The sequence below is a fragment of the Bacillus sp. LR--39 genome (genome assembly GCF_053613335.1).
Map to the genome: position 1 here is coordinate 356,368 of NZ_JBSIOT010000001.1, position 15,042 is coordinate 371,409.

The following is a 15,042-nucleotide window of genomic DNA, read 5'->3' on the forward strand; positions in this document are numbered from 1 at the left end:
TATACGCCGAAGGAAGGAAGATCGATATGAAACAGCTAAGCGCTATACCGCAGCCGAAAACATACGGGCCTCTGAAAAATCTCCCTCACTTGGAAAAAGAAAAACTGTCACAATCGCTTTGGAAAATTGCCGAAGAATACGGCCCGATCTTTCGTTTTGAATTTCCGAGCTCTGTCGGGGTCTTTGTATCAGGCCGCGAGCTCGCGGCAGAAGTCTGTGATGAAAAGCGATTTGACAAAAATCTCAGCAAAGCCCTGCTGAAAGTCCGCGAGTTTGGCGGTGACGGACTATTTACGAGCTGGACTCACGAAAAGAACTGGCAGAAAGCGCATCGGATTTTATTGCCGAGCTTCAGCCAGAAGGCGATGAAAGGCTATCATTCAATGATGCTGGATATTGCCATGCAGCTCGTGCAGAAGTGGAGCAGATTAAATCCGAATGAAGAAATTGACGTTGCCGAAGATATGACGCGCCTGACGCTGGATACAATCGGCCTGTGCGGATTTCATTACCGCTTTAACAGCTTTTACCGCGACACACAGCATCCTTTTATCACAAGTATGCTTCGTGCCCTGCAGGAGGCAATGCGCCAATCGCAGAGACACAGCCTGCAGGACAAGCTGATGATCAAAACGCGACATCAGTTCCAGCAGGATATTGAAGAGATGAATTCGCTTGTAGACCGGATCATCGCTGAGCGGAGGGAAAATCCGGATGAGAATCTGTCTGACCTTTTAGCATTGATGCTTGAAGCGAAAGACCCTGTAACGGGGGAAAGGCTGGATGATGAAAATATCCGTTATCAAATCATTACCTTTTTGATCGCTGGGCATGAAACCACAAGCGGGCTGCTTTCTTTTGCGATATACTGCCTGCTGAAAAATAAAGATAAATTGAAAAAAGCCGTTCAGGAAGCCGAGCGGGTGCTGACGGGAGAGACCCCTGAATATAAGCAGATTCAGCAGCTGACATATATCCGCATGGTGTTAAACGAGACTTTGCGGCTGTATCCGACTGCCCCGGCATTTTCTCTGTACGCGAAGGAAGATACGGTTCTCGGCGGGAAATATCCGATTGCGAAGGGACAGCCGGTGACGATTCTGACTCCGCAGCTGCATCGGGATAAAAGCGCGTGGGGAGAAGATGCCGAGTTATTCCGTCCGGAAAGGTTCAGTGATCCCGCGGCCATTCCGGCTGATGCATATAAGCCGTTCGGAAACGGACAGCGAGCATGCATCGGGATGCAGTTTGCCCTTCAGGAAGCGACAATGGTGCTCGGCCTTGTCCTGAAACACTTTGAACTGATTGATCATACCGATTATGAGCTTACGATTAAAGAAGCTCTAACCATTAAGCCCGGTGATTTTAAAATCCGTGTGAAAAACAAGGACGTGTCCAATCATCAGCCCGTACAAAACCATAAAGCTGAAGGAAGCGGTCACAAAGAAGAAACGAAAGAAATCCCGTCCCACGGAACGCCGCTTCTCATTCTTTACGGATCAAATTTAGGAACTGCGGAAGGAATCGCGGAAGAGCTGGCTGATATCGGAAGAAGCAAAGGATTTTCAACTGAAACCGGCCCGCTCGATGATTATGCCGGGAAACTGCCTGTAAAAGGCGCGGTCGTTATTGTTACGGCTTCTTATAACGGGGCGCCGCCTGATAATGCGGCGGGTTTTGTGAAATGGATGGAAACCCTTGAAGATCAGGAATTAAAGGGTGTTTCTTACGCCGTTTTCGGCTGCGGAGACCGCAACTGGGCCGCCACTTACCAGAGGATCCCCCGCCTGATAGACAAAGTGCTTGAAGAAAAAGGGGCAAAACGGCTGACCTCTATCGGGGAGGGCGACAATGCCGATGATTTTGAGTACAGTCAGGAAGCCTGGGAAGACTCATTCTGGAAGGACATCATGAAGGCTTTTCATATAGAGGCCGCTCCAAAACAGACAAACAAATCACAGTTATCAATCGAATACGTAAGTGAAGCAGCCGAGACGCCGATTGCCAAAACGTACAAAGCATTTGAGGCGGAGGTCATCACGAACAAAGAGCTTCATACCGAAAGCAGCAAGCGCTCAGTCCGGCATATTGAGCTGCGTCTCCCCGAAACAGAAACGTATCAGGAAGGAGATCATCTCGGGGTGCTTCCGCAAAACAGCGGGGAACTGATCAGCCGTGTTATTCGCCGATTCGGTCTTGATCCGAACCAGCACTTTAAGATCAAGGGCCGGCAGCTGCCTCATCTGCCGATGGACCGGCCGGTTAATGCGCCGGAGCTTTTGGCGTCCTATGTAGAGCTGCAGGAGCCGGCAACGAGAGCCCAGCTTCGCGAACTTGCCGCACATACCGTGTGCCCGCCGCACCAAAAAGAATTGGAGCATCTTTATTCTGATGATACGGCATATAAAGAAAACGTGCTGAAAAAACGAATGACCATGCTGGACCTGCTGGAAGATTATCCGGCTTGTGAACTGCCGTTTGAGCGCTTTTTAGAACTTCTGCCGTCCTTAAAGGCGCGCTATTATTCAATCTCAAGCTCACCGAAGGCAGCCAGCGGGGAGCTCAGTATCACGGTCGGCGTTGTGACGGCTCCGGCATGGAGCGGCCGTGGGGAATACCGGGGCGTGGCTTCGAACTATTTAGCCGGATTACAGAATGGCGATTCTGCCGTCTGTTTCATTCGCTCGCCGCAGTCGGGTTTCGCATTGCCTGAAAATCCGAAAACGCCTCTCATTATGGTCGGAGCAGGCACAGGAATTGCGCCGTTCAGGGGATTTATCCAGGCGCGCGCTGCCGAAAAAATGTCCGGTAACATCCTGGGCGAAGCTCATTTATACTTCGGCTGCCGGCATCCTGAACAAGACGATCTGTACAAAGATGAATTCGACCATGCGGAGAAAAACGGCCTTGTCACCGTGCACCGAGCGTATTCCAGATTAGATCAGGACTGTAAAGTATATGTACAGGATGTTCTGCTTCGCGAGGCTGAACAAATTATTGCTCTTCTTGACCAAGGCGGCCATCTCTATATATGCGGTGACGGAAGCAAAATGGCTCCGGCCGTAGAAAATGTACTGCTTCAGGCGTATGAAAAGGTGCATAACACTGATTCAAAAGTTTCCTTGGAGTGGCTTGAACAGCTGCAGGCGGAAGGAAGATATGCGAAAGATGTTTGGGCAGGTATGTAACAGAAGAGTGAGACAACTGAAGAATGTTTTTTAATTGAAGAAAGCCGGCACGATATTTGAAATCTACTGAATCAAAAGGAATAGTTATAGGGAGTATCGTGCCGGCCTTATCTTTAGTATCGGACAAAAGGCACAAATCTTTAATGTTTTTATTGATTTACATGCAGGCGGCTATGTCCCTTTTTTCTGAATTCCGCCAGAAATAAAACCGGATAAGACAGCAATAGCAAAACCGAAATAAATGAAATGATACCGATCCAATGAAAATGCGTCCAAAAGAAACCGCCGCAAGACCCGGCCACACTTGAACCGATATAGTATGCAAGCAGATATAATGAAGAGGCTTGCGCGCGATGATCACCGGCTGCGCGGCCGACCCAGGCGCTTGCGATCGAATGCGCGCCGAAAAAGCCGAAGGTAAAGACGGCAATCCCCGCGATTTTAAGCGCAAGCTGGGGCAAAAGTGTCACCGCTGCGCCGGCAAGCATAACAAAAATCGCAATCTTAATCATTTTCGCGCTTCCGAAAAGATCTGCTTTTTTCCCCATATAGACCGAGCTGAACGTTCCCGCGAGATAGACAATAAAAATAAAACCGATCACAGTCTGCGACAAATGGTAAGGAGCCGCCATTAAATGAAAGCCGATATAATTATATAATGTCACAAAACTCCCCATTAATATAAATCCCAGAGATATTAACAAAAGCAGCCGTTTGCGGTGCAGAACCGCTCCGTATTCCTTACATGCCGCTTTTACGCCCGCATGCCGCTCAGACGAATGGCGCGGAGCCGGAAGAAAACGCCAAAACAAATAGCTTAATACAATAGAAAGAATGCCGATGATGGCAAGCGCGGGCCGCCAGCCGAATACATCGGTCAGAAGCCCCGTTAACAGCCTGCCGCTCATTCCCCCGATGCTTGTGCCGCTGATATACAGGCCCATCATTTTCCCGAGTCCCTGCGGATCAAACTCCTCGCCTACATATGTCATAGCGACAGCCGGAACGCCTGCCAGGAAAATACCGAGCAGACCCCTCATCGCCAAAAGCGCCGGAAAAGCCGGACTGAACGCTGTTAATAACCCTAAAACAGAAGTAGCTGTTAACGACAGCACCATTAATTTTTTTCTGCCGAATCCGTCAGACAACGAAGCGGCGGCCAATAATGAAAATGCCAAAACGGCTGTTGAGATGGATAAAGTTAAGCTGGCAGCCGCAGCGGAAATATGAAACTCTTCCGAAAACAAAGGCATAAGCGGCTGTGTCGTGTAAAGCGTGGCGAATGTCACAAAGCCGCTGATAAACAGAGCCAAGCTGGCCTTTCTGTAAGCCTTTGTATGAGGCTGAATAAACGTCATGAATGTCCCTCTTTTCTCACTGTTGGTTATATATGTATCGTACGCTTTTCATTTCAATGTGTCTAATTTATAATAACTATAGAATTAATGCGTGTAGGTTATGAGAAAGGGGAGAAGGAGAAAATGGAGCTTCATCAAATTGACAACTTCATTGCGGCGGCAGCTCATCAGCATTTCACAAATGCGGCAAAAGAAAGAATGATTTCTCAGCCGGCATTAAGCCGATCGATTATCAGGCTTGAAGAAGAATTAGGCGCGCTGTTATTTTACAGAGAGACAAAAGCCGTCCGGCTGACAAGGCACGGAGAGCAGTTCTTAATAAAAGCAAAACAAGCGAGACGAGCTCTAAATGAAGGCGTTGAACAAGTGAAAAAGAATATGAGCCTGGAGCACGGCGAAATATCTGTATCATTTCTTCATACGCTCGGGCTGCGCTTAATGCCTCAGCTGATTGCCGAATTTAAAAAGCTATACCCAAACGTGACCTTCCGGCTTTATCAAGGCGCAAATGAAACGCTTCGCAAAATGGTGGAAACGGGAGATGCGGATATCTGTCTCAGCTCCCCGCCGCTTCCCAGCGAGCTTTTACAATGGACAGTGCTGGAGAAAGAGCCTCTTTATGCGGTGCTACCTGAGAACCACCCGCTTGCAGGAAATAAAAGCATTCAAATGAAAGAGATGCAGGACGAGGATTTTGTGGGTTTTAAACCGGGATACGGGCTGAGGTATATGTTTGATCTGATGTGCCGGGATTTGAATATACACCCGCATCTCGCATTTGAAGGAGAGGAAGTGTCAACCATATTAGGACTGACCGCCGCGGGTCTGGGGGCTGCAGTGCTGCCGAAAACCGCGGAGCATTCATACTTTCCGGTCGTTTTTCTTCCGGTGGCAGATTACCAATGCGAACGCACCATAGCGTTAGCCCAGCTGAAAAACCATGCTCTTTCTCCCGCTGCTGAGCGTTTTAAACAGTTTGCACTTGAGTATTACAAAGCACGCAACTGAGCGGTCATTTTATTAAAATCGAAGTTGAAAATAAAGCAGAAAGAAATACAGAAAACGGAGGAAAACCATGGCGAAAAAAACAGTGAAAACAAATGCTGTCCGTATCATTGAGCAGCAAAACATTCCCTATGAGCTATTAGGTTACAAAACAGAAGGTGGACAGCCCGCAGACGGTCTTTCCGTTTCACAAAAAATCGGATACTCTGCCGAATATGTTTATAAAACCTTAGTGGCATCTGCAGGAACTGATCGTTATTACGTCTTTGTCGTTCCCGTTGCAAAAGAACTGAATCTGAAAAAGGCTGCGAAGGCGGCAGGTGAGAAGAAAATAGAAATGATTGCCATGAAGGACCTTTTGGGAGTAACCGGCTATATGCGCGGCGGCTGCTCTCCGATCGGAATGAAAAAAAGGTTTCCGACTTTTATTGATAGATCCGCTGAAACACTGGAGTTTATGATTGTCAGTGCGGGGAAAATCGGAATGCAGCTGAAAGTAGCGCCTCAAGATTTAGCCGAAGCAAGCGGGGCGGTATTTACAGACATTGTATAAATGTCCGATGAATCTAATGGAATACACGTGTCAAGGGAGAATGATAATGAAAAAAAGATATGAAAACTTGAATGGCGTGAAGAATGAACATGGATTCAGGGACATGTGGAAATGGATGAAAGAACGAAGAGAGAAAAGTAAAGACTTAAGCGAGAACATTCCGAAAGCGGTCACTAGGGATGTCCGTGATGTTGCCGTCAATCGGACGGAAACCGCCATAACATGGATCGGCCATTCTTCATTTCTGATCCAAATACAGGGGCTTAACATAATGACCGACCCTGTATGGGCGCGGCGGATGGGTTTTCAAAAACGGCTGACAGAGCCGGGATATGAATTGAGCGAACTGCCTGACATTGATGCCGTGCTCATTTCACACGGGCATTATGATCATCTTGATTTTCCGAGTATAAAAAAACTGAGAGGAAACCCGGATTTTTACGTGCCTGCGGGATTGAAAAAGCTGTTCAACAAAAAAGGCCGCAAAAACGTTCATGAAATGAATTGGTGGGATCGTTTTGAGATGCGGGGGGTCAATATATCATTTGTTCCGGCCCAGCATTGGACACGGAGAACGCTTTGGGATACCGATACCTCTCATTGGGGAGGCTGGGTCATAGAAAGCGAAAACGGCGAGTCCATCTATTTTGCAGGAGATACAGGCTATTTTGAAGGCTTTAAAGAAATCGGAGAGAGGTTTCGTATTAAGGCGGCCCTGTTGCCGATCGGGGCATACGAACCGGAATGGTTTATGCAAGTGTCACATATCAATCCGGAAGACGCCGTGAAAGCGTTTTTGGAGCTGAAGGCTGACAGCTTCATTCCCATGCATTACGGGGCATTCCGGCTTGCTGATGATACAGGACCGGAAGCATTAAGCAGACTGCACGGCGAGTGGGACCGGCTTGCATTACCTCCTGAAAACCTGAAATCATTAGCGATTGGCGAAACATTTTGGCTGTAACAGCAGGTTTTCGCTGCCGACACCAATCGTTTAAAAACGGTTGGTGTTTTGCTGTCAATCAAAGGTGAACAGCCTCTGTATAAAACATGATTTTTCCGGAACCTGCGGTAAAAAACAAAACTTTTTACTCTTTTGTTTCACTATAAAATGAAAGCGGTTTCGTATGCGCAGTATATTTAACCTATCACAATTGCTCCAGCAGAAACGGACAGGAAGGATAGAAAAACAGATGAAATACATGAATTCAAGGCAGAAAAAGATTTTGTATCTGTTGTTATCTGAACCTGATGACTACTTAGTTGTGCAAGATTTCGCAGACAGGGTCCGCTGTTCTGAAAAAACGATCAGGAATGATTTGAAAACGATTGAAGATTTCCTGAATGAACATGCTCAAGCTCAGCTGATCCGCAAACCGGGATTAGGCGTCTATTTACATATATCTGAACAGGAAAGGTCACGGTTAAGCCGGCAAATTTATAATGAGCACTTTACATGCAGGCACAAGACCGATGAAGAAAGAATACTTCACATCGCTTATGATTTATTAATGAATTCAAAGCCCGTTTCCGCAAAAGAAATTGCCGCACAGCATTTTGTAAACAGAGCTTCCATTAAAAAGGATGTAAGTGCGGTTGAAGAGTGGCTGAAGCGATTTGATCTCACGCTGGTTTCTAAACAGCGGCTCGGCTTAAAGATTGAAGGAGACGAAAAAAACAAAAGAAAAGCATTGGCGCGAATTTCAGATTTGATTGATAATGCGGAATTTACAAGCCAATTTATAAAAAGTAAGTTTTTAAGTCATGAAGCGGACTTTGTGAGAAAAGAAATCAAGTTATTACAAAAAAACCATTCTATCTATTTTACGGATGAAACATTTGAAAGTTTGCTGCTGCATACATTGCTGACGATCCGCCGTATCAAAATGAAACAGCCGGTCGCCATTTCTGCAAGACAGCTGGACGCGGTAAAAAAGAAGAAAGAATATGAATGGACACTGGCTTGTTTAAAACGGCTTGAGCCGGTATTTGCCATACGGTTTCCTGAGGAAGAAGCCGTCTATTTAACTTTACATATAATAGGCGGGAAAGTCCGCTATCCATCGCAGCAAGAAAAGAAGCTTGATCTTGAAGATTCTGAGCTTTCCAAAGTCGTCAGGCATTTGATCAATCGTGTTTCAGAACTGCAAAAGCTGGATTTTCATAAAGACCAGGAACTGATCAATGGATTGAACATTCATCTCGATCCGGTGTTGAAGCGGCTGAGCTATGATCTCTCTGTTTCAAACCCCATGCTTCACGACATCAAAAAAATGTACCCTTATTTGTTTCATCTTATCATTGACGTTTTAGAAGACATCAATCAAACATTTGATCTCTGTATTCCTGAAGAAGAGGCGGCATATTTGACGCTGCATTTTCAGGCAGCGATCGAACGGCTGCGCCGAAGCAGTCATAACCCTAAAAGAACGATCATCGTCTGCCATATGGGCATTGGCATGTCGCAATTGCTGCGGACTAAAATTGAACGCAAATTTCATCACATTACGGTAAAAGACTGTATCGCAAAAGCGGAGCTGACAGAGTATATCAAAAAGCATAAAGATATAGATTTCGTCATTTCTACGATAGGGCTTGGAAATGTAACGATCCCTCATATTGTCGTATCACCGCTTTTGGAGTCTGCTGATGAAAAGAAGCTCAGCGCATTTATGCAACAGCTTGATACATCACACCGCCGGGAGCAAAAAACGTTTAAAATGCTGAACGACACGACTCCGTTTCTCGTTTTTTTACAGCAAGAGACAGAGCACCGTTATCAGGTCATTGAAAAGCTGGCGCAGGCTTTGTATGAAAAAGGCTATGTAGAAAAAGAGTATGGCATTCATGCAGTAATGAGAGAAAAAATGTCGGCGACAAATATCGGGGCGGGTATTGCTATCCCTCACGCGAACTCTAAATATATCAAACAATCAGCCATTGCAATCGCCACCTTAAAAGAGCCGATTGAGTGGGGGACGGAAAAGGTGTCGCTCGTTTTTATGCTTGCCGTCAAACATGAAGATCAAAACAAGGTAAAGCAATTATTCAGTGAGCTTTCCTATCTTAGCGAGCAGCCGGCATTTATTCAAAAACTGACGGAAGAAAAAAATGTAATGACGTTTTTATCGTATTTAAACTATTAAAAGCAGGGAATGGCTCCCTGCTTTTTTTCTGTTTATAGGGAAAAATGCCGTTATTTCCGGAACTTATGGTAAAAAAACGCGCTTATCACAGGCTGATTTCAGTATAAAGTTGAGACAAGATCTTGAAATTCAGACTGCAAAGGAGGATTTATATGAAACTGTTAGCGATTACATCATGTCCGAACGGCATTGCCCATACGTATATGGCTGCTGAAAATTTACAAAAAGCAGCCGGCAGATTAGGCGTTGAGATCAAAGTGGAAACCCAGGGCGGAATCGGGGTGGAAAATAGGCTGACCGAAGAGGAAATCCGGGAAGCAGACGCAATCATTATCGCGGCGGACCGTTCGGTGAACAAAGACCGATTCGCGGGAAAAAAGCTGTTGGCCGTCGGGGTTCAGGAAGGCATCCGCAAACCGGAAGAATTAATTCAAAAAGCGCTTAGCGGTGAAGTGCCGGTCTATCAATCTGCTTCAAAAGCTGAATCCGCAAGTCAGCAGGGCAAAAAACAAAACCCGATTTACCGTCATTTAATGAACGGCGTTTCTTTTATGGTTCCTTTCATTGTCGTCGGCGGATTATTGATAGCGGTTGCATTGACGCTTGGAGGAGAAAAAACACCAAAGGGCTTAGTCATTCCGGACGAGTCTTTTTGGAAAACGATTGAACAGATCGGCAGTGCTTCTTTTTCATTCATGATCCCGATTTTAGCCGGGTACATCGCGTTCAGCATCGCTGATAAGCCGGGTCTTGTCCCCGGAATGATCGGCGGATATATTGCGGCATCCGGCAGCTTTTACGACGGTGCAAGCGGCGCAGGATTCCTTGGAGGAATCATTGCGGGATTTTTGGCGGGATATGCGGCGCTTGGAATCAAAAAATGTAAAGTTCCTAAAGCAATACAGCCGATTATGCCGATCATTATTATTCCGGTGTTTGCCTCACTGATCGTCGGTTTGGCGTTTGTATTTCTGATCGGCGCCCCCGTCGCTCATATTTTCGCATCATTAACGGTGTGGCTTGCGGGAATGAAAGGTTCGAGCTCAATTCTTCTGGCATTGATTTTAGGAGCGATGATCTCCTTTGATATGGGAGGACCCGTAAACAAGGTGGCCTTTCTTTTCGGATCGGCAATGATCGGAGAAGGAAATTATGAAATTATGGGCCCGATTGCCGTTTCCATTTGTATACCGCCGATAGGGCTTGGGATTGCGACGTTTTTAGGAAAAAGAAAATTCGCCGCCGCAGAAAGAGAAATGGGAAAAGCATCATTTACGATGGGCCTTTTCGGTATCACGGAAGGAGCCATTCCATTTGCGGCCCAAGACCCCCTTCGAGTGATCCCGAGTATTATGGCGGGTTCTATGACCGGCTCGGTGATAGCGATGATCGGACATGTGGGGGACAGAGTGGCACACGGCGGCCCCATCGTTGCTGTACTTGGAGCAGTAGATCATGTACTGATGTTTTTTATCGCTGTAACAGCAGGCTCTCTTGTCACCGCTCTGTTGGTTAATGTACTGAAGAAAGATATGGCGAAATCCCCCGCGCCCGGCGAGGTGCTGCCGTCTGCCGAACCAAATGAAGCTGCAGCGGCAAAAGAAACAAAGGAACCATCTCAGGCTGACAGCCGAAAAGCCGGGATGACCGAAATCAAAAAACTGACTGACATTATCAGTACAGACTTGATTGAACCGCATTTATCCGGCGAAACGAGGGATGACATTATCGATGAAATGATCGAGAAAATGTCCCGTAAAGGTATGCTGCTGTCTGACAGCGGATTTAAGCAGGCCATTTTGAGCCGGGAACAGCAGGGAACCACGGCGATAGGTATGAATATCGCCATTCCGCACGGAAAGTCTGAAGCCGTCAAAACGCCGGGTGTCGCATTCGGAATAAGACGTTCGGGTGTTGACTGGAACAGCCTTGATGGTTCTGATGCAAAACTGATTTTTATGATTGCCGTACCGAAGGAAAGCGGCGGAAATCAGCATCTGAAAATATTGCAGATGTTATCCCGAAAACTGATGGATGACAGCTATCGGGAAAGGCTGCTCGCCGTGCAGACAAAAGAAGAGGCGTATGAGCTTCTGGAAGAAATCGAATAAAGCGGGGGATGATCATGTCTACTGAACCGATATTTTTCAATCCGGTTTTCAAAGAAAGAATTTGGGGAGGCGCCGCCCTGCGTAATTTTCACTATAATATTCCGTCCGAGCGGACAGGGGAGTGCTGGGCCTTCGCCGCTCATCAAAATGGACAGAGCACAGTTCGAAACGGCATGTATAAAGGATGTACGCTCGGTGAATTGTGGGAGCATCACAGAGATTTATTCGGAAACCTTGAAGGAAGCCGTTTTCCTCTTCTTACAAAAATTTTGGACGCGGACCAAGACCTTTCCGTCCAGGTGCATCCGAATGATGACTTTGCCAAAATGCATGAAAACGGGGAACTTGGAAAAACCGAATGCTGGTATATCATTGATTGTGCAAAAGAGGCGGAGATCATTTTCGGCCACAACGCAACAACAAAAGAAGAACTGATATCCATGATTGAGCGCGGAGAATGGGACGGGCTCCTGAACAGAGTTAAGGTAAAGCCGGGAGATTTCTTCTATGTTCCAAGCGGCACCGTTCACGCGATTGGAAAGGGCACACTTATTTTAGAGACGCAGCAAAATTCAGATACGACTTACAGATTGTATGATTACGGAAGAAAAGATGCGGACGGCAGGATGCGCGAGCTCCATCTGGAAAAAGGTATAGACGTGATAGACGTTCCATCTGTCCGTGAACGGCCGACCATTCACTATAAACAAACAGATGATCTGCTGGCAGCTGTTTTAATAGAATGTCCTTATTTTTCAGTCGAAAAGTGGGTTGTGAAAGGTGAAGCAAATCTATTCCAGCATCATCCTTTCCTTCTTGTCAGCGTGATCGAAGGAGATGGAATAATGATTGCAGGCGGGCATGAATATCCATTTAGAAAAGGAGATCATATTCTCCTGCCTTCCGGTTTGGGAGAATATAAACTGGCAGGCCATGCAAATTGTATTGTGTCTCATCTGTGATCCTCAAAACCCTTCTCTTGCATCAGAGAAGGGTTTCTCATCACTTTTGCAAAAATACCGAAATTTCCAGCGTATCAGTGTTTTCGTTCCTGAATTTATTCTCTCAATTTGTATATCTCCCGAGCCATCGATTCAAGTATGTACATAGCGGGGATTTGGGTGGTGACATTCGCATTTTCAACCCATTCTTCCGTCACGTAATATGAAATATTCACATCGGACATTTTGGCAATGGTTGAATGTTTATGATTTGTAATACTGATGACCCGGCTGCCTTCTTGTTTCAGCTGATTCAGATGAGTCACCGTAGAATCTCCTTCACCTGAAACCGATAATGCGATCGTGATGCTGTTATGACGGAAATGGGAATGGGCCGGAAAGTAAGGATCTTTAATATACATTGAAAGTTTTCCTAAGCACGAAAAATATCTGGCTCCGTATTCGGCGAGAATTCCTGAACTTCCCACTCCGATAAAAATGACGCTTTCTGCATCGGCCGCAAGGGCTGCTGCTTCCTTCAGCTTTTCTTCCATCCCTCCGCTTACTGTTCTTTCAAAAAACTCGGCAACGGAATGATGGGGACTCTTTAAAATCGTTTTTTTATTTGCCTCCGTATACATTTTCAGCTTCACCTTAAACTCCGAAAACCCTTCACAGTTTATTTTTTTGCAGAAACGTAAAATAGAAGCCGTAGATACATGGGTTTCATTTGCCAATTCACGGATTCGCATATAGACGACTTTCTCGCTGTTTTGGGAGATGTAGTTGTATAAAGAAGTTTCAAGCTCGTTAAATGAAGCAATCATTTCGTGTGTGAACATGCAGGGGGATTCTCCTTTTTATGAGAATGGTGAATGTACATCTAATCGTAACATATCATTTTTAAAAGAAACATAGTGTTATATTTATGTGACAAATCACTTTTTGTGTCATTCAAAACAAGACGTCAGCCAATGATTTACGGCGCAAAACAACTGCGGATATAATTCGTTCATACGCTTTATGCATGATCTCTTTAAGGGTCTCTGACAAAAGCGGCCGAAAAAAGGAGGACAATATGAGTATCAAACTGATAGCGGTTGATATGGACGGAACGTTTTTGGATGATGAAATGGCATACAACAAAGAGCGTTTTATGAATCAGTATCGTGAATTAAAAGCGCGGGGAATTAAATTTGCCGTAGCAAGCGGAAACCAGTATGCGCAGCTTACATCCTTTTTTCCAGAGATCGAAAGTGAAATCGCTTTCGTTTCCGAGAATGGCGCTTTCGTCGTGAATGCCGGAGAAGAATTATTCGCGGGTAACATGTCTGAAGACACTATAAAAGCAGTGATCCGTGCTTTAGAGCAGTATGAGGTGAAAAACGTCATTGTCTGCGGAAAAAAAAGCGCGTATATTCATGAAAATGCCAGTGAAGATGAATATCTGCATGCCAGTAAGTATTATTATGTGTTAAAAAGGGTGCCGCATTTTGAAAACATCGATGATGACATTTTGAAATTTTCCATCAGCTTTCCCGCCGAACATTGTTCCGCACTTCTGAGGCATTTAAAAGACGCCATCGGGTCTTTCGTCACGCCTGTATCAAGCGGGCACGGTGACATAGATCTGATCATACCGGGGCTTCATAAAGCAAGCGGGATTAAGCTTCTCCAGAAACAATGGGGGATAAATGATGAAGAATGCGCGGCCTTCGGAGACAGCGGCAATGATTTGGAGATGGTGTCTGCCGTGAAATACGGAGTCGCTATGGATAATGCGCAGGAAAGCATTAAACAGGCTGCCACGCATATCACGCAATCAAACAATGAAGAAGGGGTCTTAAATGCGATTGATTCCATTCTCAAATGTGAAAAACCCTTTGTCTGAAAAAGACGTTTTAACTGCGGAGGTGCTGAACGATGATTAAATTAGTGATTACGGATTTAGACGGCACATTTTTAAATAATCAAGGCGATTTTGACAGAACGTTATTTGAAAAGACAAAACGAGTAATGGAGGAACAGCATGTCGCTTTCGCCATCTGCACCGGGAAGCAGTGTGAAAGGGTGGAAGCTTTATTCGGAGAAGATGCGAAAGATTTTTGGATTTTAGGAGACAGTGCCACACGTATAAAAAAGAACGGCAAATTCGTATATGAATCTTTGATCAGCAATGAAGCGGGACTGTCAATTATAGGCGCTTTAGAAAAAATCAGCTGCGGGCATAGCATTATCGCATGCACAAAAAATGGCGCGATCGTAAAAGAAAATCTGTCTGAAAGTGAGATGAAATATGTAAATGCCTCTTATGCACATGTAACGAGAATAACTGATTTTACTGAGATAAAAGACGATTTTATCAAGATTACGGTTCATGATCCCGACGCCAACTGTCCGGAAACGAGAGAAAAGCTGCATGAATTTTTTCACCAATTATATATCGTAGCATCAGAGGATACCTGGATGGACATATCAAATATCGGAATACATAAAGGAACAACAGTACAAGAACTGCAGCGATTATTAGGGGTTTCGGCTGATGAAACAATGGCGTTCGGTGACGGCCGCAATGACAAAGAATTGATGGAAGCGGCATCCTACAGCTTTGCGGTTAAGAATGCCATTGACGAAATAAAAGATGCGGCGCACTTTGTCATCAAATCAAATGAGGAAAGCAGCGTCATGCACACGATTATGAGAATATTAGCGCTGCAAAAACAATGATGGGCTAAAGCCA

At 45.5% G+C, this 15,042-nt stretch carries 11 protein-coding genes; 9 read left to right on the forward strand and 2 right to left on the reverse strand.

Annotated features, from left to right (window positions below; translation table 11 throughout):
- Nucleotides 1-26: 26 nt before the first annotated feature.
- Nucleotides 27-3,188: a bifunctional cytochrome P450/NADPH--P450 reductase gene (locus ACWHAR_RS01930; protein ID WP_032873897.1), complete on the forward strand. Its 3,162-nt coding sequence runs from the start codon at nucleotides 27-29 to the stop codon at nucleotides 3,186-3,188.
- A 149-nt stretch (nucleotides 3,189-3,337) separates the two neighbouring features.
- Here ACWHAR_RS01930 and ACWHAR_RS01935 read toward each other — a convergent pair whose 3' ends face one another.
- A complete protein-coding gene (locus ACWHAR_RS01935; RefSeq protein WP_032873899.1) occupies nucleotides 3,338-4,546 on the reverse strand; it encodes an MFS transporter in 1,209 nt (402 codons plus the stop codon).
- 123 nt (nucleotides 4,547-4,669) lie between these two features.
- Here ACWHAR_RS01935 and ACWHAR_RS01940 point away from each other — a divergent pair, with 123 nt between their 5' ends.
- The 6 genes from ACWHAR_RS01940 (at nucleotide 4,670) to manA (ending at nucleotide 12,323) form a co-directional block, all read left to right on the forward strand.
- Nucleotides 4,670-5,554 carry a LysR family transcriptional regulator gene (locus ACWHAR_RS01940; protein ID WP_032873900.1) on the forward strand — a complete coding sequence of 295 codons (885 nt, stop codon included), beginning with the start codon at nucleotides 4,670-4,672 and terminating at the stop codon, nucleotides 5,552-5,554.
- A 67-nt stretch (nucleotides 5,555-5,621) separates the two neighbouring features.
- Entirely contained in the window at nucleotides 5,622-6,104 is a 483-nt protein-coding gene (gene ybaK / locus ACWHAR_RS01945; RefSeq protein WP_032873901.1) for a Cys-tRNA(Pro) deacylase, read from the forward strand.
- A gap of 46 nt (nucleotides 6,105-6,150) precedes the next feature.
- Nucleotides 6,151-7,068, forward strand: a complete 918-nt coding sequence (locus ACWHAR_RS01950; RefSeq protein WP_032873902.1) for an MBL fold metallo-hydrolase — start codon at nucleotides 6,151-6,153, stop codon at nucleotides 7,066-7,068.
- Nucleotides 7,069-7,297: 229 nt separating this feature from the next.
- Nucleotides 7,298-9,250 carry a BglG family transcription antiterminator gene (locus ACWHAR_RS01955; RefSeq protein ID WP_032873903.1) on the forward strand — a complete coding sequence of 651 codons (1,953 nt, stop codon included), beginning with the start codon at nucleotides 7,298-7,300 and terminating at the stop codon, nucleotides 9,248-9,250.
- A 152-nt stretch (nucleotides 9,251-9,402) separates the two neighbouring features.
- The gene (locus ACWHAR_RS01960; protein ID WP_032873904.1) at nucleotides 9,403-11,361 is read left to right on the forward strand and encodes a fructose-specific PTS transporter subunit EIIC; all 1,959 of its coding nucleotides are present in this window, start codon (nucleotides 9,403-9,405) and stop codon (nucleotides 11,359-11,361) included.
- Nucleotides 11,362-11,375: 14 nt separating this feature from the next.
- Complete coding sequence (gene manA / locus ACWHAR_RS01965; protein ID WP_032873905.1) at nucleotides 11,376-12,323, forward strand: mannose-6-phosphate isomerase, class I; 948 nt, start codon at nucleotides 11,376-11,378, stop codon at nucleotides 12,321-12,323.
- Nucleotides 12,324-12,418: 95 nt separating this feature from the next.
- Here manA and ACWHAR_RS01970 read toward each other — a convergent pair whose 3' ends face one another.
- A complete protein-coding gene (locus ACWHAR_RS01970; protein ID WP_007612737.1) occupies nucleotides 12,419-13,144 on the reverse strand; it encodes a MurR/RpiR family transcriptional regulator in 726 nt (241 codons plus the stop codon).
- Nucleotides 13,145-13,380: 236 nt separating this feature from the next.
- On the opposite strand from ACWHAR_RS01970, the gene ACWHAR_RS01975 reads away from it, so the two are divergent.
- Together ACWHAR_RS01975 and ACWHAR_RS01980 are read left to right on the forward strand one after the other, a co-directional pair.
- Nucleotides 13,381-14,193 (forward strand): Cof-type HAD-IIB family hydrolase, encoded by an 813-nt coding sequence (locus ACWHAR_RS01975; protein ID WP_032873906.1) that lies wholly within the window; start codon nucleotides 13,381-13,383, stop codon nucleotides 14,191-14,193.
- Between the two features lie 32 nt (nucleotides 14,194-14,225).
- Nucleotides 14,226-15,029, forward strand: coding sequence for an HAD-IIB family hydrolase (locus tag ACWHAR_RS01980; RefSeq protein WP_032873907.1), 804 nt, complete (start codon nucleotides 14,226-14,228; stop codon nucleotides 15,027-15,029).
- Nucleotides 15,030-15,042 lie beyond the last annotated feature (13 nt).

What these genes read in the sequence shown, in the direction of transcription:
- manA (WP_032873905.1), top strand. Translation starts at nt 11,376, where the DNA reads ATGTCTACTGAACCGATATTTTTCAATCCGGTTTTCAAAGAAAGAATT.
- ybaK (WP_032873901.1), top strand. Translation starts at nt 5,622, where the DNA reads ATGGCGAAAAAAACAGTGAAAACAAATGCTGTCCGTATCATTGAGCAG.
- ACWHAR_RS01940 (WP_032873900.1), top strand. Translation starts at nt 4,670, where the DNA reads ATGGAGCTTCATCAAATTGACAACTTCATTGCGGCGGCAGCTCATCAG.
- ACWHAR_RS01960 (WP_032873904.1), top strand. Translation starts at nt 9,403, where the DNA reads ATGAAACTGTTAGCGATTACATCATGTCCGAACGGCATTGCCCATACG.
- ACWHAR_RS01980 (WP_032873907.1), top strand. Translation starts at nt 14,226, where the DNA reads ATGATTAAATTAGTGATTACGGATTTAGACGGCACATTTTTAAATAAT.
- ACWHAR_RS01955 (WP_032873903.1), top strand. Translation starts at nt 7,298, where the DNA reads ATGAAATACATGAATTCAAGGCAGAAAAAGATTTTGTATCTGTTGTTA.
- ACWHAR_RS01935 (WP_032873899.1), bottom strand. Translation starts at nt 4,546, where the DNA reads ATGACGTTTATTCAGCCTCATACAAAGGCTTACAGAAAGGCCAGCTTG.
- ACWHAR_RS01950 (WP_032873902.1), top strand. Translation starts at nt 6,151, where the DNA reads ATGAAAAAAAGATATGAAAACTTGAATGGCGTGAAGAATGAACATGGA.
- ACWHAR_RS01975 (WP_032873906.1), top strand. Translation starts at nt 13,381, where the DNA reads ATGAGTATCAAACTGATAGCGGTTGATATGGACGGAACGTTTTTGGAT.
- ACWHAR_RS01970 (WP_007612737.1), bottom strand. Translation starts at nt 13,144, where the DNA reads ATGTTCACACACGAAATGATTGCTTCATTTAACGAGCTTGAAACTTCT.
- ACWHAR_RS01930 (WP_032873897.1), top strand. Translation starts at nt 27, where the DNA reads ATGAAACAGCTAAGCGCTATACCGCAGCCGAAAACATACGGGCCTCTG.